This is a genomic window from Nitratireductor sp. StC3, assembly GCF_003015025.1.
GTDB classification, from domain to species: Bacteria; Pseudomonadota; Alphaproteobacteria; order Rhizobiales; family Rhizobiaceae; genus Mangrovimarina; species Mangrovimarina alexandrii.
The window spans coordinates 69,538-90,442 of record NZ_PYBP01000009.1; the positions used below are offsets into that span (position 1 = coordinate 69,538).

Annotated in this window: 20 protein-coding genes and 1 riboswitch; of the genes, 7 read left to right on the forward strand and 13 right to left on the reverse strand. The window is 66.4% G+C overall.

Annotation, left to right across the window (positions count from 1 at the left end; translation table 11 throughout):
• The first annotated feature begins 76 nt into the window (after positions 1-76).
• Complete coding sequence (locus C7T96_RS17545) at positions 77-778, forward strand: Crp/Fnr family transcriptional regulator (protein ID WP_106572554.1); 702 nt, start codon at positions 77-79, stop codon at positions 776-778.
• Positions 779-814: 36 nt separating this feature from the next.
• Here the strand turns inward: C7T96_RS17545 and C7T96_RS17550 are convergent, their stop codons facing one another.
• The 3 genes from C7T96_RS17550 to lepA all read right to left on the reverse strand — a co-directional run bounded on the left by C7T96_RS17550 (position 815) and on the right by lepA (position 4,069).
• Positions 815-1,024 (reverse strand): DUF1858 domain-containing protein, encoded by a 210-nt coding sequence (locus tag C7T96_RS17550; RefSeq protein WP_106572686.1) that lies wholly within the window; start codon positions 1,022-1,024, stop codon positions 815-817.
• A gap of 154 nt (positions 1,025-1,178) precedes the next feature.
• Complete coding sequence (locus C7T96_RS17555; RefSeq protein ID WP_106572555.1) at positions 1,179-1,790, reverse strand: hypothetical protein; 612 nt, start codon at positions 1,788-1,790, stop codon at positions 1,179-1,181.
• A gap of 473 nt (positions 1,791-2,263) precedes the next feature.
• Entirely contained in the window at positions 2,264-4,069 is a 1,806-nt protein-coding gene (lepA, locus tag C7T96_RS17560; RefSeq protein WP_106572687.1) for a translation elongation factor 4, read from the reverse strand.
• 304 nt (positions 4,070-4,373) lie between these two features.
• Between lepA and C7T96_RS17565 the strand changes: the two genes are divergently transcribed.
• From C7T96_RS17565 to C7T96_RS17580, 4 genes are all read left to right on the forward strand, one after another.
• Complete coding sequence (locus C7T96_RS17565; RefSeq protein WP_106572688.1) at positions 4,374-5,585, forward strand: glycine betaine/L-proline ABC transporter ATP-binding protein; 1,212 nt, start codon at positions 4,374-4,376, stop codon at positions 5,583-5,585.
• A gap of 39 nt (positions 5,586-5,624) precedes the next feature.
• On the forward strand, positions 5,625-6,545 hold the full coding sequence (locus C7T96_RS17570; protein ID WP_106572556.1) for a proline/glycine betaine ABC transporter permease: 921 nt from the start codon (positions 5,625-5,627) through the stop codon (positions 6,543-6,545).
• 73 nt (positions 6,546-6,618) lie between these two features.
• A complete protein-coding gene (proX, locus tag C7T96_RS17575; RefSeq protein WP_106572557.1) occupies positions 6,619-7,656 on the forward strand; it encodes a glycine betaine/L-proline ABC transporter substrate-binding protein ProX in 1,038 nt (345 codons plus the stop codon).
• A 150-nt stretch (positions 7,657-7,806) separates the two neighbouring features.
• A complete protein-coding gene (locus C7T96_RS17580; RefSeq protein WP_106572558.1) occupies positions 7,807-8,127 on the forward strand; it encodes a hypothetical protein in 321 nt (106 codons plus the stop codon).
• A 39-nt stretch (positions 8,128-8,166) separates the two neighbouring features.
• Here C7T96_RS17580 and C7T96_RS17585 read toward each other — a convergent pair whose 3' ends face one another.
• The 10 genes from C7T96_RS17585 to C7T96_RS17630 form a co-directional block, all read right to left on the reverse strand.
• On the reverse strand, positions 8,167-8,772 hold the full coding sequence (locus tag C7T96_RS17585) for an SRPBCC family protein (RefSeq protein WP_106572559.1): 606 nt from the start codon (positions 8,770-8,772) through the stop codon (positions 8,167-8,169).
• Positions 8,773-8,775: 3 nt separating this feature from the next.
• On the reverse strand, positions 8,776-9,726 hold the full coding sequence (locus C7T96_RS17590) for a carotenoid biosynthesis protein (protein ID WP_106572560.1): 951 nt from the start codon (positions 9,724-9,726) through the stop codon (positions 8,776-8,778).
• Positions 9,723-10,241 (reverse strand): hypothetical protein, encoded by a 519-nt coding sequence (locus C7T96_RS17595; RefSeq protein WP_146149203.1) that lies wholly within the window; start codon positions 10,239-10,241, stop codon positions 9,723-9,725. Before C7T96_RS17595 ends, C7T96_RS17590 begins: the two co-directional genes overlap by 4 nt.
• On the reverse strand, positions 10,238-12,523 hold the full coding sequence (locus tag C7T96_RS17600; RefSeq protein ID WP_106572562.1) for an MMPL family transporter: 2,286 nt from the start codon (positions 12,521-12,523) through the stop codon (positions 10,238-10,240). Before C7T96_RS17600 ends, C7T96_RS17595 begins: the two co-directional genes overlap by 4 nt.
• Before the next feature lie 144 nt (positions 12,524-12,667).
• A complete protein-coding gene (locus C7T96_RS17605; protein WP_106572563.1) occupies positions 12,668-13,672 on the reverse strand; it encodes a cytochrome d ubiquinol oxidase subunit II in 1,005 nt (334 codons plus the stop codon).
• Positions 13,673-13,741: 69 nt separating this feature from the next.
• Positions 13,742-15,106 carry a cytochrome ubiquinol oxidase subunit I gene (locus C7T96_RS17610; protein WP_106572689.1) on the reverse strand — a complete coding sequence of 455 codons (1,365 nt, stop codon included), beginning with the start codon at positions 15,104-15,106 and terminating at the stop codon, positions 13,742-13,744.
• 100 nt (positions 15,107-15,206) lie between these two features.
• Complete coding sequence (locus tag C7T96_RS17615; RefSeq protein ID WP_106572564.1) at positions 15,207-15,974, reverse strand: energy-coupling factor transporter transmembrane component T; 768 nt, start codon at positions 15,972-15,974, stop codon at positions 15,207-15,209.
• Positions 15,974-17,680 (reverse strand): ABC transporter ATP-binding protein, encoded by a 1,707-nt coding sequence (locus C7T96_RS17620; protein ID WP_106572565.1) that lies wholly within the window; start codon positions 17,678-17,680, stop codon positions 15,974-15,976. Before C7T96_RS17620 ends, C7T96_RS17615 begins: the two co-directional genes overlap by 1 nt.
• Complete coding sequence (locus C7T96_RS17625; protein ID WP_106572566.1) at positions 17,655-18,236, reverse strand: ECF transporter S component; 582 nt, start codon at positions 18,234-18,236, stop codon at positions 17,655-17,657. The genes C7T96_RS17620 and C7T96_RS17625 overlap by 26 nt, the downstream gene beginning before the upstream one ends.
• Before the next feature lie 49 nt (positions 18,237-18,285).
• Entirely contained in the window at positions 18,286-18,897 is a 612-nt protein-coding gene (locus C7T96_RS17630; protein WP_106572567.1) for a YkoF family thiamine/hydroxymethylpyrimidine-binding protein, read from the reverse strand.
• A riboswitch (TPP riboswitch) is annotated at positions 18,888-19,000 on the reverse strand. It overlaps the preceding gene by 10 nt.
• A 122-nt stretch (positions 19,001-19,122) precedes the next feature.
• Between C7T96_RS17630 and C7T96_RS17635 the strand changes: the two genes are divergently transcribed.
• Both C7T96_RS17635 and cysK read left to right on the forward strand, forming a co-directional pair.
• Complete coding sequence (locus C7T96_RS17635; protein WP_106572568.1) at positions 19,123-19,923, forward strand: potassium channel family protein; 801 nt, start codon at positions 19,123-19,125, stop codon at positions 19,921-19,923.
• Positions 19,920-20,903 (forward strand): cysteine synthase A, encoded by a 984-nt coding sequence (cysK, locus tag C7T96_RS17640; RefSeq protein WP_106572569.1) that lies wholly within the window; start codon positions 19,920-19,922, stop codon positions 20,901-20,903. The genes C7T96_RS17635 and cysK overlap by 4 nt, the downstream gene beginning before the upstream one ends.
• Positions 20,904-20,905: the final 2 nt, after the last annotated feature.

Genomic DNA, 20,905 nt, shown 5'->3' on the forward strand with positions numbered 1-20,905 from the left:
TACGCCATGCGGCGCAAGGCGAGTTTGCGCTTTGACAAACACGCGCTAGAAAAGCCGCGGGACAGATGAGGTCGGCATGACGGGACTCGACAGGACGCTGATTGCGGGGCTTGAGACCTTTCGCGGGCTTTCGGAGCAGGCGCTCGACCGCGTGCTTGTGCATGCCCGCTCGGCCCGCCACCCCAAGGGCAGCGAGATCTTTTCTCAAGGCGAGACGGCGGAAAACTTCTATCTCCTGCTGTCGGGCCATATTCGCGTGGTGCGCACCTCGCCGGAAGGCCATCAGGTGATCGCGCGCTACATCAACGAGGGCGAACTGTTCGGCATCGCGGTCGCCATGGGCCGCACCAGCTTTCCCGCCAGCGCGGTTGCCGCGGTCGACTGCGTGGCGCTGGCGTGGCCAAACCGCGAATGGGCCGAACTGCAGACGCTGTTTCCCGCCTTCGGCGCCAACGCCTACCAGACCATCGGCGCGCGGCTGCAGGAAACCCAGGCGCAGGTGATGGAGATGTCGACCGAACAGGTCGAGCAGCGTATCGCCCACGCCCTTCTGCGGCTGGTCAAGCAGGCCGGGCGCAAAACGGCGGACGGGATCGAGATCGACTTTCCGATCACCCGCCAGGACATCGCCGAGATGACCGGCACCACGCTGCATACGGTGAGCCGTCTTCTGAGTGCCTGGGAACAGCGCGGCCTGGTGCGCAGCGGGCGCCAGAAAGTGGTGGTGACCGACGCGCACGGGCTGATGCTGGTGGCCGAACACCGGCGCCGGGACTGAGATTGAAGGCGCGCCTCACGTGGTCGGTGCCGCGCCTCAGGCGCCCATCACGGCCTCCAGCTCGCGCACGAACCGGTCTTCCTCGACGTCGTGCTCGCGACAGGCGTCGGTGACGGTGTGGAAGCCGCCGATCGGGCAGCCCACGCACAGCATGCCGTGGCGGATCATCACGGCGATCGTCGACGGCCAGCGGCGCATGATCTCGTCGACGCTCATGTCGGGATCGATTTGCGGGTGTCTTGCCATTCTACGCGTCCGTTTGCTGCCGAAGCCGCCGCCGCGCGGCCTCTGGCGCAGCGAACGGCTTCCCATGAGGCAGCAGAGCACGGTGCGCGGCAAGCCTCGTTGCGCTGACGCAAACAGCGCGCCGAAAGGCGCCGGCCATGGGCGCCTGCCGCGCTCAGCGCGCCCGGCAGACGACCTTGACCGGGTAGAACAGGGTCGCCATGCGCTGTTCGGAATTGCCGGCGACGCGGCCGTTGCGGATCTTCGACGGCGAGGACGCGGCGGCGTAAAACCGCAACACCGCCTTGGCCGACAGCGTCCATTCCCGACTCAGCACCTGGGACCGCGCCATGCCGGCGCGCACGCGCTGGTCGAGATTGTCGCGGCACAATTTGCCGGGGGTGACCACCCAGTCGACCTGCCTCATGTCGGCGGTGAAGCTGCGGCTGGTCTTGTAGACGCCCCAGCCGTCGTCGGGCGTGCGCTGTTTGTAGTGCCAGCGGCCGGCGGTAACCTCGATCAGGTCCATGCCGTTGCGGTTGCCGATACCGACGCGGTGAATGTTGTTGTTGCCCTTGCCCTTGGCGAAAAGGCGCACGGTGAAACGATGGCTGTTGTTCGCGAAGCCGGCATAACCGTCCCGGGTCGCGCGAACATGCGCCGCCGCCAGATCGATGCCCTCGCGCGCGATGCCGATCTTGTCGATGCGGGCGCCGGCCTGGGCGCTGCCGACGGCGAGCACGGCCAGCAGGGTCGCGGCACTCGTTCTCAAAAGCAGGCGGGTCATGATTTTTCCTCCGTTCTCCTCCGGGTGGGACCACGCTGTGGTTCCCGTCGGACAGAATGGCGGCGCTCGACTGAACCCCGGCTGAAGCGTCGTTTAGCCAGCGTTCACGATCGGCATTGGCTGATTGCGGCAGGTCGGGCGTGCGACCTTGACCGACCGGCGGCGGCATAGGCGGGCACGGAGAGGTTACAGTTCGCGATGACCTGGTGAAGATGCCGGCGCTCGTGTTTCTGCCGTTGGGACGCAGGCCTTCGATCGCGGCACCGGCCAGGATGGATCGCTGGATCGTTCTATAGAGCCTCGGGCAATTCCGGCCCTTTAAGGCCCGTCGCCTATCGCAGGACCGACGGCCTGCCCCTCGTGTGGCAGCACCTGGCGTCCCGGGGCGGGATCCAATGCCTGCGGCGACTCCCTCCCGGATTTTCGCTCGTGACGATCACTGGATCGTCGCGCCGGGCCTGCTGCCCGACCGCTCAATCCCCCATCTTCAGCGCTTCGATGAACGCCGCCTGGGGGATTTCGACCTTGCCGAACTGGCGCATGCGCTTCTTGCCCTCTTTCTGCTTTTCCAGCAGCTTGCGCTTGCGCGTCACGTCGCCGCCGTAACATTTGGCGGTGACGTCCTTCCTCAGCGCCGAAATGGTCTCGCGGGCGATCACCTTGCCGCCGATCGCGGCCTGGATCGGGATCTTGAACATGTGCTTGGGGATCAGCTCCTTGAGCTTTTCGCACATGGCGCGGCCGCGCTTTTCGGCCGCCTGGCGGTGGACCAGCATCGAGAGCGCGTCGACCGGCTCGTCATTGACGAGGATCTGCATCTTGACCAGGTCGCCCTCGCGGTAATCGGTCAGTTGGTAGTCGAACGAGGCATAACCCTTGGAGATCGATTTCAGCCGGTCGTAGAAATCGAACACCACCTCGTTCAAGGGCAAGTCGTAGGTCAGCATGGCGCGCGAACCGACATAGGCGAGATCGACCTGGATGCCGCGCCGCTCCTGGCACAGTTTCAGGATCGCGCCGAGATAGTCGTCCGGCGTGAGGATGGTGGCCCGGATCCACGGCTCCTCGATATGGTCGATCCTGACCACGTCGGGCATGTCGGCGGGATTGTGCAGTTCGCGCACCTCGCCGCCGGTCAGGTGTAGCCGGTAGACGACCGAGGGCGCGGTGGCGATCAGGTCGAGGTCGAATTCGCGCTCGAGCCGCTCCTGGACGATCTCCAGATGCAAAAGGCCGAGAAAGCCGCAGCGAAAGCCGAAACCGAGCGCGGCCGAGGTCTCCATCTCGAAGGAGAACGAGGCGTCGTTGAGGCGCAGCTTGCCCATGGCGGCGCGCAGATCCTCGAAATCGGCGGCGTCGACCGGGAACAGGCCGCAAAACACCACCGGCTGAGCGGGTTTGAAGCCGGGCAAAGGCTTGGCCGTCGGGCGCTTTTCCTCGGTGATGGTGTCGCCGACGCGGGTGTCGGCCACTTCCTTGATCGAGGCGGTGATGAAGCCGAGCTCGCCGGGGCCGAGACTGTCGACCATGACGCGCTTGGGCGTGATGACGCCGACGCGGTCGACCAGATATTTGGCGTCGGTGCCGATCATGCGGATCTGCTGGCCCTTCTTCAGCACGCCGTCGATGACGCGCACCAGGACGATGACGCCGAGATAGGCGTCGTACCAGCTGTCGACCAGCATCGCCTTCAAGGGTGCGGCCGCGTCGCCTTCCTTCGGAGGCGGCAGGCGCTTGACGATCGCCTCCAGCACCTCGGCGATGCCGAGACCGGTCTTGGCCGAGATTTCCAGCGCGTCGGAGGCGTCGAGGCCGATCACCTCCTCGATCTGGGCCTTGATGCGCTCGGGTTCGGCGGCCGGCAGGTCGACCTTGTTGAGCACCACGACGATCTCGTGGTCGTTGTCGATCGCCTGGTAGACATTGGCCAGCGTCTGCGCCTCCACGCCCTGGGAGGCGTCGACGACCAGCAGCGAGCCCTCGCAGGCGGCGAGCGAGCGCGAAACCTCGTAGGCGAAATCGACGTGGCCGGGCGTGTCGATCAGGTTCAAAACGTAATGCTCGCCGTCGGCGGCGTCGTATTCGAGCCGAACCGTGTTGGCCTTGATCGTGATGCCGCGCTCGCGCTCGATGTCCATGGCGTCGAGCACCTGATCCTTCATCTCGCGCTGCTCGAGTGAGCCGGTCGACTGGATCAGCCGGTCGGCGAGCGTCGACTTGCCGTGGTCGATATGCGCGACGATCGAAAAATTGCGGATGTGGGACAAGGGCGTTCTCATGCAGCGGGCATTTATCAGGGGGAAGCGCAAAGGCAAAGCCGGAATATGGCGCGCAGGCGACAATGTGCGCGCCGTGGTCGATGCGCGCGCATCGACCATGCTGGCCGGATCGACAGAGGGGGTCTGTGTCTCCACACGGATTAGAGTTTCGATATATTCCCGCGCTGTGGGGGGTTGTCGCGCCGGCCAAGCTGCACTAGGTTGACCTCGACAAGCCTCAGAGAGTTTATTTCCTCATCGCGATCAGTATTCGATTGCGAACGGGGCTGTTTTGTTTTGTCCTATGCTGCTTCGGGATTGCCCGATGGAAAGAAGTTTGTTGCCCAACGAGACGAATATCAAGGTCCAAGCCGAATCGATCTTCAAGGTTTTTGGCGGAAGCCCGAACGAAGCCTTGAAACTTCTAAAACAAGGCAAAAGCAAGGACGCCATCTTCGAGGCGACCGGCGACACGATTGGCGTTCAGGACGCCAGCTTCAAGGTCGGCGAAGGCCAGATTTTCGTGGTGATGGGACTTTCGGGCTCGGGCAAGTCGACCTTGGTGCGCATGATCAACGGGCTGATCGCGCCGACTTCCGGAAAAATGCTGATCGACGGCATCGACGTGGCGAACTGCTCCGGCAAGACGCTCCGCGAGGTGCGCCGTACCAAGATCGCCATGGTGTTCCAGCACTTCGCGCTGTTTCCGCATATGACGGTCGCCGACAATGTCGCCTACGGGCTCAAGGTCAAGGGCGTCGGCGCCGATCAGCGGCGCAAGAAGGCGGAAGCCGCGCTGGATCAGGTTGGGCTCAAGGCCCATGCCGACAGCTATCCCGACGAGCTTTCGGGCGGCATGCAGCAGCGCGTCGGCCTGGCCCGCGGCCTCGCCTCGGAGGCAGAAATCCTGCTGATGGACGAACCCTTCTCCGCGCTCGACCCATTGATTCGCCGCGACATGCAGGAAGAACTGCTCGAGCTGCAGCGTTCGCTGAAGAAAACCATCATCTTCATCACCCACGACCTCAACGAGGCGATGATCCTCGGCGACCGCATCGCGATCATGAAGGATGGCCGCTTTGTGCAGGTCGGGACAGCCGAACAGATCGTCGACAATCCGGCCGACGAGTATGTCGCCGCCTTCACCGCCGACATCGACCGGTCGCGGGTCTTCACGGCGGGGTCCGTGGCAGCGCCGGCGGAAGCGCTGGACGTCGAACGCGATACGGCCGAGACCGCGCTCGCGCGGATGGAGGCGCTGGGGCGCGACGCGCTCTACGTGCTCGACGGCAAGGCGATCCTGGGCGTGGTCGCCTATCGCGATCTGGCCGCCTCGGTGCGTGACAATGGCGGTGCGCTGCGCGAGGCGATCGTCGCCGATTTTCCGAAGGCCCGGCGTACGACGCCGCTGTTCGAGCTTTACCCGCTCGCCGAAGCTGGCCTGCCGATCGCCATTACCGACCGCCAGGGCGACCTTGCCGGGGTCGTGGCGCCGCAGGACGTGTTCGGCAAGCTCGCCACGCCGGCCGCCGCCTAAGCGTCCTTTTCTTCCGTCCGACCAATCGAGGAGGCGCGTATGTTCAGCCCTTCCGACATTCTTACAATTCCGCTCGCCGACTGGGTCAACAGCTTCGTACGCGACTGGCTGGTTCCCAATTTCCGGCCCTTCTTCCGCTCGCTGCAATGGCCGGTCACCCAGGTTCTGAACGGGCTCGACGGCTTTCTCAACGCCGTGCCGATGATCGTCTTCACGCTGGTGCTGGCGCTGATCGCATGGCGCACCGCCGGTCGCGGGGTCGCGCTGTTCACGCTGATCGCGCTCGCCTTCATCGACATGATCGGCCTGTGGCCGGAGACGATGACGACCTTGTCGATGGTGGTCACGGCGGTGCTTTTCTGCACCGTGATCGGCATCCCGATCGGCATCATGGCGGCAAGCAGCAACCGCTTCCAGGCGGTGTTGCGGCCGATCCTCGACATCATGCAGACGATCCCGTCCTTCGTCTATCTGGTGCCGATCGTCATGCTGTTCGGCGTCGGCATGGTGCCCGGCATCATCGCCACGATCATCTTCGCCCTGCCGCCGATCGTGCGCCTGACCAATCTCGGCATCCGCAACGTGCGTTCCGATCTGGTCGAGGCGGCACAGTCGTTCGGCTCGACGCGCTGGCAAATGCTCTGGGACGTGCAGTTCCCGCTGGCGCTGAGGACGGTCATGGCCGGCCTCAACCAGACCTTGATGCTGGCCTTGTCGATGGTGGTGATCGCAGCCCTGATCGGCGCCGGCGGGCTCGGCCTGACAGTGTTCACCGGGCTCGGCCGCCTCGACGTCGGCAACGCGACGGCCGGCGGCGTCGGCATCGTGCTGCTGGCCATCATTCTCGACCGGATCACGCAATCCCTCGGCGAGCCGTCGCGCATGCGCAAGACGTCGCTCAGAGCCACGCTCGCCGCCCTGTTTTCGCCCAAACGCTCCCAGCGCGTGGGCGAAGCCTGACGGTCGGTCGCAAGGACCGAACCGGAAAGTCCTGCCCAAGCAGGCTCATGCAAACGACCAAGGAGGCTTCGACATGAAGACATCCACATTCAGAAAACTGCTCATCGGCGGCGTGTCCGCCGTCGCGATCTTTGGCGCGCCGCTGGCCGCCTCGGCCCAGGACATGCCGGGCGAAGGCACGACCGTGCGTTTCGCCCAGGCAACCTGGGACACGGGCTGGTTCCACGCGGCGGTCTACAAGCAGCTGCTGGAAGAGCTCGGCTACACGGTCGAAGGTCCGACAACGCTCGACAATCCGCCTTTCTACCAGGCGGTCTCGCAGGGCGACGTCGATCTTTGGGTGAATGGCTGGTTCCCGCTGCACAACACCTACAAGCCGACTTTCGAGGGTTCGGCCGAAATCGTCGGCGCGGTCGCCAAAGGCGGCGCGCTGGAAGGCTATCTGGTCTCCAAGGCGGCGGTCGAGAAATTCGACATCAAGACGCTCGACGACTTCAAGCGCGACGAGGTCAAGGAAGCCTTCGACCGTGACGGCGACGGCCGCGCCGATCTGGTCGCCTGCCCGCCCGGCTGGGGCTGCGAGGTCAATATCGAGCATCACATGGACGCCTACGAACTGCGCGACCACGTGAATGCGATCAAGGCCAGCTACGCCGCCTCGATGGCCGATGCGGTCGCCGCCCACGAACAGGGCGAGCCGATCCTGTTCTACACCTGGACGCCGAACTGGACGGTCAACGAACTCGCGCCGGGCAAGGACGTGATGTGGATCGAAGTGCCGCAAGTCGACCTGCCCGACGACATGGCCGATCTGGAAGAGGCCGCCACGCTCGAGGGCGTGAACGGCTGCGTCGACGATCCGTGCACGCTCGGCTTCCCGGCCAACGACATCGTGCCGGTCGCCAACACCGCGTTCCTGGAGGAAAACCCCGCCGTGCGCGCGTTGCTCGGCGAGGTCAGCATCCCGCTCGAAGCCATCTTTGCGCAGAACGCGCGCATGAATGAGGGCGAAGGCGACCCGGAAGACATCACCGCGCATGCGGCCGAGTGGATCGAACAGAACCGCGACATGGTCGACGGCTGGCTCGAGGCCGCGCGCAACGGCTCGTAAGCCGCCGGTTCTCACGTCATCGCCATGGAAAACGGGTCCTCGGGCCCGTTTTCTTTTTACATAGCCGGGCGGTGCGGAAGACAGGCCGCGCATTCGGTTGGACGCGGCCGGCCGAGCGCCCCGACTGGCGACGTCCCACCAGAGACCTATATGAACGGGATGGTCCTCAATTTGCGGATGGCCGCACGCAGGCTCCCGGCATCTCTGGCAATCGCGCTGGTCGCGGCGGTCCTGGCTTGCGGCGGTCACAGCCCCGCGCTCGCCATCGACGGCGACGCGCATCTCAGGGCCGAGCGGCAACGTCTCGAGCAACAAGGTCGCCACGCCGAAATCGACGTGTTGGAGGCCGAACGCAAACGGCGTGCCTTCGAAGAAAAGCGACAGCGCTTCAACCTGGAGCGCCGCAAGGAGGCGACCACCCCGCCGGCGCGCCTCGACGTGCCGGTGATGAAACCGCGCCAGTATTTCTGATTGCGCAGACGGCCGAGGCGCCGCGAACAGGCACGCGGATCATTCCATGTTCGACACGCGCCATCCGCGATGGGCGGCACGGCGCCGCTGCCAGGCCCGGAACGGGGCGAGATTGTGCGGAAAGGTCGGCTTCGCCTCCACGAAGGCGTTTGACAGGCGACGGCGACGAAAGACCTCTTCCTGCAGCAGGCGGTGGGCGCGGCGCGCCGCCCATTTATGGTTGGCTGTCAGCACGGGACGGAAGACGGGCACGAAGCGCCGGACATAGGGGTGAGCGACGCGAACGCGCCAGCGCAGGCTGGCCGCGCAGATGCCGCCGGGCCCTGGCTCGACCGTCAAAAACCCCGCGCCGTCGAAATCGCCGCTGACCGCGATCGTCATCGACCGGTGTGGAACAAGATCGACGATCCGGGCCACGAAAAAGAAGGCATGTGGCAGAAAACCCTTGGTGTAGAGCCTGATGGCCATGCCGAGGCCGTCGGCACCGCCGCGCGCGACCAGTTCGGAGCCCATGAAAACCGCCGGGCACCAACGATGGATCAGCTCGGGGTCGAGCACGATCGCAGTCAGTTCCTCCGGCCGCGCCTCAAGCCGCCAATGCGTTTCGATATCGAAATCGGGGCGCTCGGATCCGTATTTCAACATCCGCTAAAGCCGTTCATCTCCAAGTGGGATCGTTTGCCCCCGGTTTTTCGTCTCCGCAACGGCGCCGTCGCGAAACCCGAGGCGTGAGCGGACCAGTATGCGCCGCAGCCTGGCAATGGCCAGTACGGCGAGCGGGAGCATGGTCGTGGCGGTCAGCAAGGCGACCTGCGCCTCGATCTCGCCGGCCGCCATCTCCAGGCCGTTGACCGACACCGCTTGCGCGCCGGACGCGGCGAAAACGGGATTGAGTACATATTCGACCGCGAAGGCGAGATAGATGATCGGCACGGACAGCCAGTAGCGCGCGGTTTCGGCCGGCGTCAGGGCGAGGGTTTTCGCCCTGCCTCGACCGAGAAGAAGCGTGAAAGCCTGGAACATGATCCAGGTAACGAAAGCCCAGCCGAAATAGTTTTCGATCGGCACACCGAAATGCGGACCGCCATCGAGCCAAACCCAGCGCCGCTCGATCGTGGCGCGCAAGGGATCCATCGACAGGTCCCACACCACCATCAGCAGCGAGGCCGCTATCGGCACGCCGAAACGCAGCACCGCGTCGGGCCTGCCGCCGAGGCGGTTCAACAGAATGCGCGCCATCGAGAACGAGACATATCCCATCACGCAATAGGCCGGCATGACGGAGACCGGCACATGGCCGAGAAACGGCGCCATCAGCTCGGTGTAGTGATAATTGCCGAACGGAAAGCCGGTCAGCACGCTGACGGTTTCGAAGAACCAGCCGACCAGGAAGACGGTGACCGCGAAGGCGAGCAACTGGCGGCCGGAATAGAGCTGGCGCCCATGGACGACGAAAAACGCGATCATCGCGCCGGCCACCAGAGCGGGCGACCAGTATTTCAGTTCGCCGCCCGGCACTCCGGCGGCGTAAAACGCGTTTCCGGCCCAGGCGGCGAAGGCCAGCACCAGGCAGATCGTGGCGGTCGCTGCGGCTTTCACGGTCGGGCGCCCCCCTCGCGCTTGTAGCGCATGTCGAAGAATATCTGTTTTTCGCCGTCGGCCAGGCGCGTCGCGCTTTCGACCATGACGAAGCGGTCATCGCCGTCGAAGGCGAACACCACGTGTGAGGAATATTGCGCGCCGTCAATGTCGAGCGGCGCGGTCGCGCCAAAGCTGAGACGATTGCCGGACACCGTGCCGGCATAGTCGATGTCTTCGGGCAGGGTCGGCGAGGATACGACGGCGTCGACGCGTCCGCCGGGCCGCCGGCGAAGCGTAATCGAAAACCGTGCCGTTCCGCCGGCCGTGCCGCATCGTCCGGTGACCGAAATCCGCGTGGCGTCTACGGTTTGCGCCGTCAGTCGGCAGGCCGCGCGCTCCGGGGGCGAACCGGGGCGCTCGCGAACCATGCCCTTGCCACGCCAGTCGCCGATCAGCGTGTCGAGCGGCGACGCGGCGGCGGGCGTCGCCTGCAGCAGCACGAGCGCCCCCGCCATCGGCCAAAGCCCCCTCATGCCGGCCGCTCCTCGCCCATGGCCAGCCGGCGCGGATGGAACAGCGTGAGACAGGCGGGCAGCACGAAAAGGTCGGAGAGGACTGCCAGCACCAACACCACGATCGACAAGACTCCGAAATAGGCCGCCGTCGGCACGGTCGACAGGAAGGTGCCGATCAGGCCGAACGACAGCACAGCCGTGGTGACGACCAAAATCGGCGTCGCCTCCTCCATCGCCCGGCGGATGGCGCGCGGGTCGAACGGCGCGCCGGCGGGCGCGTTCAGGCGGAGCCGGTTCAGCACGTGGACAGTATCGTCCACTGCGATGCCGAAGGCGACGGTGAGCGCGACGCCGGAGGCGAATTGCAGGCCCCGGCCGGAGAGCGCGAGCCAGGCGCCGACCAGGGCGATCGGCAACAGGTTGGGAACCAGCGCGATCAGGCCGTAGCGCCAGTTGCGAAACCACAGAACGGTCAGCAGTCCCGACGCGCCGACGGCGATCAGGAAACAATAGTTCAGGTCGGTGATCATCTCGGCGCTGACGAAGGCCGACATCGCGAGGAAGCCGGTCGGACGCGCATGCTGCGTCCCGCTCGCCAGACCGGCCTGCACCAAGGCGGTTTCGAGCCGGGCGACCAGATCGCGGGTGGCGCGCGCACCATCGTCGGCGATGTGGAGACGCACCAGCGCCCATTGCGCGTCGTCCGACACGAACCGGGCGCGCTGATTGTCGTTCATACGGGCGAGAAGCGCCCACAGCCGGGCGGCCTTCTCAGCCGCCGGCACATCGCCGATCTGGCGGGCGAGCGAGGCCAGCGACAAAACCAGTCCGTCGGTAACGGTGCGCTCGACGACGCCGTGGACCTGGTCCACGCGCGCCAGCGCGGCCGCGTCGAGACCGCCCTGCGCGCCGGCGGCAAGACGCACGGGAATGTCGACCGCGTTGGCCGGCGCGAGCCGGACATCGGCACGGTCGAGGGCGACGATGACGGGATTGCCGACGGCGACGTTCTCGCGCAGCGAATGCACCGGCTCGATGGTCGGATAGACCGCGATCGCGGCGGCAAGCAACGCGAGCCCGCCGGCGGCGACCGGCAGCGGACGGGCAAGCGCCAGGCGCGGCAGCGCCTGCCAGTCGAACAGCGCCAGCGGCGTACCGCGATTGCCGGCGAAGAGCCCGGCAAGGTCGACAAACCGGCCGGCGGTCGCAAACAGAAGCGGATGCGCGAAAAGCACCGCCAACAGCGAAGCCAGGCCGGCGATGACGCCGGCGAAGCCGAGATCGCGAATGATCAGCGAGCCGGAAAAGGTCAGCCCAGCGAAGGCGATCGCGGTGGTGATGGAGGCGAGCGCGCAGGCCGGTCCGACCCGGCGCACCGCGTCCGCCAGCGCGGCTAAAGGCGGCCGGCCGGCATGGAGCCGGCGGCCGGCTTCGAAGGTCAAATGCAGGCTGTCGGTGAAGGAAAGCACGAGGATCAACACCGGCAGGGCGACGGTGACGACGTTGACACGGAAGCCGAACGCGCCGAACACGCCGAGCGCCCACATCATCGCGGTCGCCGACGGCATTGTGGTCAGGAGCGCCAGCGGCAGGGAACGCAACGCCACCAGGCAGACGAGGAAGCCGGCGACGATGCCAACGCCGGTCAAAACGACGATGTCGCGGTAAAGACCGTCGACGATCGCGGCGCGCAGAGGCGTAATGCCGGTTACGGAAAAGCCAAGCCCGCGATCGCGCGCGATCGCGCCGGCGAGAGCGTCCAGCTCGGCAATCACGGCGCGCGCGCCTTCGAGGCTGCGGCCGCCATCGGCGAGACTGACGAGCACCGCCGCCAGCCGGCGGTCCGGCGATAGGAGGGCCTCGGCACCCGGTGCCCCGACGCGGACATCGTCCAGCAGAACGGCGAGCGCCTCCTCGTCGGGCAGCACGGCCGGTACCAGCGGATCGGTCGTCCCGTCCGGGCCGGGCGGGCCGCGCAGGGTCAGGATCGAGACGGTGGAGGCGACGCCGTCGATCAGGCTTGCCTCGAGCATGAAATCCGACAGGCCGGTCAACGCGCGCGGGTGCGCGAAATCCCCGCTTTCGAACAGAACCACGATATCGCCGTCGGTCTGGGTGAACCGCTCGGAAAAACGGCCATAATCGGCGTACCACGAACTGTCGGAGACGAAGGCGTCTTTGAGGCCGTCGTCGAAATCGAGCCGAGCGGCGCCCACCAGTGCGGCCAGATCGGCCACAAGCAGCACCACCCAAGACGCAGCCAGAAGCGCGGTGATCCGCCTTCCTGCATTTTTCCCCATACGCCCATTACCCTATCCGGCTTTCGCCGGATGCGCGCACCCTAAGTTCAACCCGTGTGAAGCTTAAGGGGCGCAGGGCGGGCGGATCAAGCGCGCGCGGGCAGAAACCTCGTCCCGCGCGCGCGGCCGTCACAGGCCGGGCGGTCAATCATAAGAGAGGTCGGTCGCCTTGCCGCCGAAGACGCGATAGGCATAGATGCTGTAGAAAATGATCACCGGCAGCACGAACAGCGTTCCGGCCAGGATGATCGCCAGGCTCTCCGGCGCGGCGGCCGCCTGCCAGATGGTCAGCTTTTCGGGCACCACATAGGGATAGAAGGAATAGGCCAGTCCGGCAAAGCCGAGCGCAAAGATCACGGTCAGCGTGCAGAAGGGCAGCAGCGCGTAGCGGTCCTGCGGGTGCGGCAGGACCGCGCTGCGCCGCCACAGAAGAAGGAACAAGCCCGCCGTGACCAGCGGCAGCGGCGCCAGCCACAGCATGGCCGGAAACGCGAACCATTTGTCGAAGATGCGCGGACTGGCGAGCGGCGTGGCGAGTGACACGGCGCCCATGCCGAGCACGGTCAAAACCAGTGCCGAACGCAGCCAGCCGACCGCCTTTTCCTGCAGGGCGCCCTCGGTCTTGTAGATCAACCAGGCCGCGCCCATGGCCGTGTAGGCCGCGGCAAGACAGAGCGCGACCAGGAAACCGAAGCCGATGGCGCCGACCCCCTCGCGCAGGCCCAGCACATAGACGCCCAGCATGTAGCCCTGGGACAGCGCGGCGATCAGCGAGCCGGCGAAGAAAAGCACGTTCCATCGGCCCTTGCGGTGAACCGGCACCTTGGCGCGGAAATCGAAGGCGACGCCGCGCAGGATCAGCCCGACCAGCATGGCGAAAACCGGCATGTAAAGCGCGGTCAGGATGACGCCGTGCGCGAGCGGGAAGGCAACCAGCAACAGGCCGGCGGCCAGCACCAGCCAGGTCTCGTTTGCGTCCCAGAACGGACCGATGGTGCCGATCATGGTGTCTTTCTCGTGGTCGGCGGCGGCGGCGAACAGGATGCCGACGCCGAGATCGAACCCATCGAGAACGACATAAATCAGGATCGACAGCCCCATCAGGCCGGCGAAGATCAACGGCAATGCGCTCGGCCAGTCAAAACCCATGACGGTCGTCCCTTTCGCATGTCTGTGGTGCGGCCATATGGCGGCAATCGTCGATCATCGACGCCTCCCTCATTCCGCCGGCTGGGCCGGCTGCGACAGTGCCCTGTCGGCGGCCGCGGGCGCCGGCTCGGGATCGCCCTCGGCCACCGCCTTGCGGGCGAGATGGACAAGGACGCCGAGATAGACCACCAAAAGCACGGCATAGAGCGCCAGATAGGCGGCGAGCGTGAAGCCGACATGCGAGCCGGAAACGGGGCCGACGGCGTCGGCCGTCTTCAGCACGCCGGTGACCAACCAGGGCTGACGGCCGATCTCGGTCGTGTACCAGCCGGCGAGCGTGGCGACCCAGCCCGACAGGCCCATTGGGACCATCAGCCACAAGAGCGGCCTGGGCAGTTCGCGTCCGCGCCACAGGCACCAGGCCGCGGCCCACGAGACGACGAGCATCAAAAGGCCGGTCCCGACCATGATGCGGAACGCCCAGAAGACGGCGAAAACCGGCGGATGATCGCCGATATAGTCGTCGAGACCGGGCACGACCCCGTCCAGGCTGTGCTTGAGGATCAGGCTGGCGCCGCCTGGAATGGCGACTTCGAAACGGTTTTCGCGCGCCTCCTCGTCGGGGATGGCGAACAGGACGAGCGGCACGTTGGCCCGGGTCTGCCAGTTGGCCTCCATCGCCGCGACCTTCTGCGGCTGGTGCTCGAGCGTGTTGAGCCCATGAAGGTCGCCGACGAAGATCTGCACCGGAATCAGCACCGCGCCGATGACGACGCCGGTGGCGAGCGCCTTGCGCATCGAGGCCGCGCGATCGCCGAGCAGATAGCGCAGGGCCGAAAACGCGGCGATCAGGAAGGCGACGGTGAGGCCGGAGGCGATCAGCATATGGATCAGCCGCCAGGGAAAGGAGGGATTGAAAACCACCGCCCACCAGTCGGTGGCGTGGGCGACGCCGTCGCGCATCTCGAAACCGGCCGGCGTCTGCATCCACGAATTCAGCGCCAGGATCCAGAAGGCCGACATGGTGGTGCCGAAGGCAACCAGGAAGGTCGCCAGCGTGTGCATGCCGTTGGACACGCGACGGAAGCCGAACAGCATGATGCCCAAAAACACCGCCTCGAGGAAAAACGCGGTCAGGATCTCGTAGGCGAGCAGCGGACCGGCAATGTTGCCGACCGTTTCCATGTAACCCGGCCAGTTGGTGCCGAATTGAAAACTCATGGTCACGCCGGACACCACACCGAGCGCGAAGGAAAGCGCGAACACTTTCACCCAGGTGAAATAGGCCTGCATCCAGGCGTCGTTGCCGGTGCGGTTATAGGCGAATTTGAAGAAAAGCAGCACCCAGCCGAGCGCGATGGTGATCGTCGGAAACAGGATGTGGAAGGAAACATTCGCACCGAACTGGATACGCGAGAGGATAAGCGGGTCCATCACAACCTCGGCTTTCATGCCCTCCCGCCGGCAAACATAGGCCGCGCGGGCGCGGGGTCAAAGTGACCGAAACGCACATGGGGCGCGTTGTCGCGGCCCGTCACGCCGCACCGGCGATGCTCGGCAGGCTCCAGCCCATACGGGCACCGGCGACCAGCATAGCAAGAACCAAGCCGGCCATGCCAACAAAGGCACCGTCGCGCCAGGAAAGCCGCGGCAGGTTGATGATGGTGCGCGCGCCGCCGGCGGCCAGTCCGCGCGCCTCCATGGCGATCGCCGCGCGCCCGGCCCGGCGCACGGCGAAAGCGAGCAGCGGTACCACCAGCGCGCCGATCTCCACCGGACCGGGGACGCGACGCGGCGGACGGCCGGTGCGCATGGCACGGGCCAGCCGGATCTCATTGGCCGCACCGGCAAGATCCGGCACCAGTTCGAGCGCGGAGAACAGCGCATAGGCAAAACGCGGCGGCAGCACTCGGCAGGCCATCAGCGCGCGCACCAATTGTCCTGGATCGGTGGTCAAGGCGAACGCCATCGAAACGAGACCGCCGGCAATGGCGCGGAAAAACAGGGTCAGGCCGGCGGAAAACGGCAATGCGTGCCAGAGCGATTGCCCGGTATTGTCGAGCGCGGCGCCGGCCTCTTGTCGAAACAGCAGGCTGGTGGTCAAAAATCCGAAGCCGAACAGCGCGAACGGCACGCACAACAGCAATACCTTCCAGGCAGGCACTCGCTCGAACACGATCAGCACCAGGACGATGCCGAGGCTCAGCGCAATCTGGAAGACGAGATCGAAGACCAGGATCGAGGCCAACAGGAACGCCAGGGCGACCACGAGCTTGGGCAGCGGGTGCAGCCAGGACAACATCACGCGTGCCTTTCGAGCCAGTCCAGCGCCGGGGCGATCTGCGGCGGTTCCAGCCCCGCGCGCTGCAACAATGGCCGGTCGCGCATGAGCGTTGCCGAGGAGCCATCGGCCAGCACGCGGCCCTGACCCAGCACCAGACAGCGCGGGCACAGGCGCAGCGCGAAATCCATGTCATGGGTGACGATGGCGACCGCACGCCCGGCCCGCACATAACCGGCGACGGCCGCCTCCACCATCGCCGCGCCGCGCCGGTCGAGCCCGGCGAGCGGCTCGTCCAGCACCACCAGCCGCGCCCGCTCGTCGGCGGCTAGGCAGGCGAGCGCCAGACGGCGCTTTTCGCCCTGGGAGAGTTCGAACGGATGGCGCGCGGCCAGGCGCTCCAGATCCCAGTCGCGCAGGATGCGGGCCGTCCGCGATGCGCGCGCCTCGGCGTCGCCGGCACTCGCCAGCGCCGCCTCGATTTCGGCGGCGACAGAGCCGGCCGAAAACTGCGCCTCGGGATTTTGGAAGGAAATCGACCCCATGGCGCCGACGCGCCGCCCCGCCTTCAGGCGCAGCAGGCCGGCCAGGGCGAAGCCGAGCGTGGATTTGCCGGCGCCGTTGGCGCCCAGGATACCGACAACCTCGCCCGCGCGAATCTCGAGCTCAATATCCGACACGACCGTGGGACCGAGAAACGGCGCGCAGGCGGCGGCTTCGAGGCGCACGACAGGCGGGGCATCGCCTGCAGCGTGGGCGGACGACGGCGCGTGGCGGGCAACGAAGGCGGCAAGCGCGCGGCGCGCCCTGGCGCGGTCCCGGCCGCGAAGGTCAAGCGCGTCAAGCTCGTCCAACGCCGCGGCGACGGTCAGCGGCATGGTGTCGGCGGCGAGGCCGACGGCGGCGAGTTCGCGGTCGAGGTCGGCCGCGAGCGGGGTCCAGATGCCGCGCGCGTCGAGCGTCGCGTGGTGGCGGCGGAAAACGACATGTGGCGGGCCATCTGCGAGAACGAGGCCGTCATCGCCGAGCACGACCACGCGCTCGACCACGTCGACCAGCCCGTCGAGACGGTGATCGACAACCAGCGCGGCGCGCTCCGCCGACCAGTTGGCCAGAAGGGCCCGGAACCGATGCGCCGCGCGCGGCGACAGGCTGGCCGTCGGCTCGTCGGCGACCAGCAGAACCGGTTCCACGGCGATGGTGGCCGCAAGCGCGACGAGCTGCTTTTCGCCGCCCGAAAGCGTGGCGGTACGACGCCGACGGATTGTTTCCGGCAGGCCGACGGCGGCAAGCGCCCTTTTCACCGCCGCGTGGATCTGCGGTTCGAGCCAGGCCAGGTTTTCGAGCGCGAAGGCGATTTCGTCCTCAACCCGCATGCCGCACAGGGTCTGGTCGGCGTCCTGGAAGAACTGCCCGACCCGGCCGGCCCAGTCCGAGGGCCGGCACCCGGCCACCGAGGCGCCGAACAGCCGAACCGCGCCCGTCGTTTCCGCCGGCACGGCCTGCGGCACCAGGCCGGTCAGCGCGAGCAACAGCGTCGACTTGCCCGAACCCGACGGACCCAGCAGCAAAACCCGCTCCCCGGCGCGCATGGTAAAGCCGACCGGGCCGACGGCGGGAGAGCGCGCGAATGGATAGCGCGCGGCGAAGTCGTCGAAGGCAAGCGCCGGCGACGGTTCCCGCATCGGCACCGGCGCGGCGTCAGGCTGCGGCAGCGCGACGGTCATGGTCGATCTTCAAGCCGGAGAGAACGCCGGTGCGATAGAGCGCCTCCACCACGACGTGGCCGAGCAGGCCGCCGAGCAGGGCACCCGAAAGGCAGCGCAGCGCGAACATCAGCACCAGCAGGCCGGGCTCAAGCGCGCCATAGTCGAAGCGCACCCAGGTATAGGCGAAGGAGGCGAGCGCGGCGCCGACGCCGGCCGCCATCAGAACGGGAAGCGAGTAATTGCGCCAGCGCGTGGCCGCGAACACGGCTTCCGCGCCCGCGCCCTGGATCGCGGCCGACACCACCAGCATCAGTCCGGCCGGGCTGCCGAGCAGAAGCTCGATCGCGGCGGCCAGCACCTCGGCCAGGAAGGCCGCGCCGGGCTTGCGGATGATCGCGGCGGCGACGATGGAGGCGATGAACCAGAAACCCATCGCGATATCCATTGTCACCGGGCCGAACACCGCCTGGGAAATCAGCCATACCTGCACCCAGCCCAGATAGAGCACGGCGAAGACGGCGCCGATCACGGCGAGAATGAGAATTTCGCGCTGAGTCCAGCGTGGGGAAGTCATGGCTTGTCCTTTCGGGATGGCGCCGCCGGCTTTGCGGCGCAAACAGGGCTCAGACCGGGGTCGGGCTGTTGGCCGATACGGTCAGGTCGAGCGCGACATGGCCGTCTGCGGCGCCGAAGCGCAAAAAGGCCTCCTCGACCGCGGCGAAGACCGGGCCGGCATCGCCGCGCAGCTTGGTGCAGAAATTTTTGGAGCGCTCGAACACGCCCGACGCTTTGACGAAATCGATGCAGCCGTAGATCTCGTCCATGTGGTGACCGGCGCCGAGCGGGTAGAGGGAAAACTGCGCCGCGACCGGGCAGCCGGTATTGTCGGCCCGCATCACAGCCTGGCGGGCGGCGTCGATACGCGCGGCCAGCGGCCGGTCATCGCCGCTTGAAGCGTCAAGCGGCGTGCAGGCCGGGTCGTCGGGCTCGCCGGGACAGCCGCGCGAGACGGCAGCCGATAGCACGCAGTGGACCCCGCCGCGGGACGCGGCCACGAACAGATCGCGCATGGCCGGAAAAAGCAGTTCGGGCGGTCCGACCATCAAGGTGGAGATGTCGTCGGTCTCCAGCCTGAGCCGGTCGCGATAGGGATCGAGCGCCGACAAGACGCCGAGGATGACACCGACGAAATCGTCGGACATGGGATAGATGGAAATCTGCGCGCCGGAAAACATGCTCGTCTCGCTCCGCTGGCATTACCCAGATCAGCTTGAGGGTCAGAAGGTTTCGCACCTTCAATCTCAGCCCCGGCGATACGGAGCACCCCTGTCGTGTGACGCACAGCTAGCACCGATTCGCCGTATGTGACAATGGGTCATTTGTGCAGGGCAGATATGCCGGCAACGGCGATAACGGCGCAGGACTGGACGGGACCGGCATGGCCGACTATCTCGGTGCGGATGGATAGCGACAACGCCGCCAAGACGACCGAGGACAGCCGGCTCGACAGGCTGCGCGGGACGCTGCGGCGCCTCTATCACGGCCGCACGCAGACGGCGCTGCGTTTCCAGTTCGCCGTGATCGTGCTCGATCTGGCGGTGATCGCGTTCTTCGTCGCCTCGCCGGTGCTGCGCGACCGTCCGTCCTTCCTGTGGGTCGACTACACCATCGCCGGCTTTCTGTTTGCCGACACGCTGGCACGCGGGCTCGCCGCCTCCAACGTGCTGCGCTGGCTGCGGCAGCCGACGGTGTGGGTAGACATCTTCATCCTGGTGACGCTGCTTTTTCCCTACACGTTCGCCAATCTTGGCTTCCTGCGCGTGCTCAGGCTGTGGTCGCTGTCGCGCAGCGGCTTCATCTGGAGACCGCTCGAGCGGCGCGGACGCGGCGAATGGCGCGAGACGATGCAGGCGATCGTCAATCTGATGACCTTCCTGTTCGTGGTCACCGGCTTCGTCTATGCGAGCTTCTTCCGCAACGGCAGCGGGATCGAGGGTTATGTCGATGCGTTGTATTTCACCGTGGCAACGGTGACGACGACCGGTTTCGGCGACATCGTGCTGCCGGGCGTCTGGGGCAAGCTGACCGCGATCGTGACGATGATCATCGGCATTTCGCTGTTCGTGAAGCTGGCGCAGTCGATCTTCCGGCCAAGCAAGGTCTTCTACCCTTGTCCCGAATGCGCGCTGCAGCGCCACGACCCCGACGCCGTGTTCTGCAAATCCTGCGGGCACAAACTGCAAATCCCCGAAGAGGCATGAGGTTCACCATGAGCGCGGGCGCCAAGAAACCAGGACGCGGCCGTATCTACGGCTCGATCACCGAGACGATCGGCGACACGCCGCTGGTACGCCTCGACAGGTTCGCCAAGGAGACGGGCATCGTCGCCCAGCTTGTCGGCAAGTTGGAATTCTTCAACCCGCTCGCCAGCGTCAAGGACCGCATCGGCGTCGCCATGATCGAGGCGATGGAAGCAGACGGCCGCATCGCGCCGGAAAGAACCACGCTGGTGGAGCCGACCTCGGGCAATACCGGCATCGCGCTCGCCTTCGCGGCGGCTGCCAAGGGCTACCGGCTGATCCTGACCATGCCGGAGACGATGTCTGTGGAGCGCCGGCGCATGCTGGCTTTTCTGGGCGCGGAACTGGTGCTGACGGAAGGCGCCAAGGGCATGAAGGGCGCGATCGCGCGAGCCGAGGAATTGGTGGCCGAGACCGACGGCGCGGTGATGCCGCAACAATTCGAGAATCCGGCCAATCCCGAAATCCACCGCAAAACGACGGCGGAGGAGATCTGGAACGACACGCAGGGCGGTGTCGACATCCTCGTCTCCGGCATCGGCACCGGCGGCACGATCACCGGCGTCGGCCAGGTGCTCAAGCAGCGCAAGCCCTCGCTCACGGTGATCGCGGTCGAGCCGGAGGCCTCGCCGGTGCTTTCGGGCGGCGATCCCGGCCCGCACAAGATCCAGGGCATCGGCGCCGGCTTCGCGCCGAAGATCCTCGACACGTCGATCTATGACGAGGTGCTGACGGTGTCCAACGAGGCCGCCTTCGCCCATGCCCGCCTTCTTGCCCGGCTCGAGGGTGTGCCGGCCGGCATCTCCTCGGGCGCGGCTCTCGATGCGGCGATCACTGTCGGCACGCGCCCGGAAAACGCCGGCAGGCTGATGGTGGTGGTGATCCCCTCGTTCGCCGAACGGTACCTGTCGACGGCGCTGTTCGAAGGGCTCGGCGGCTGAAC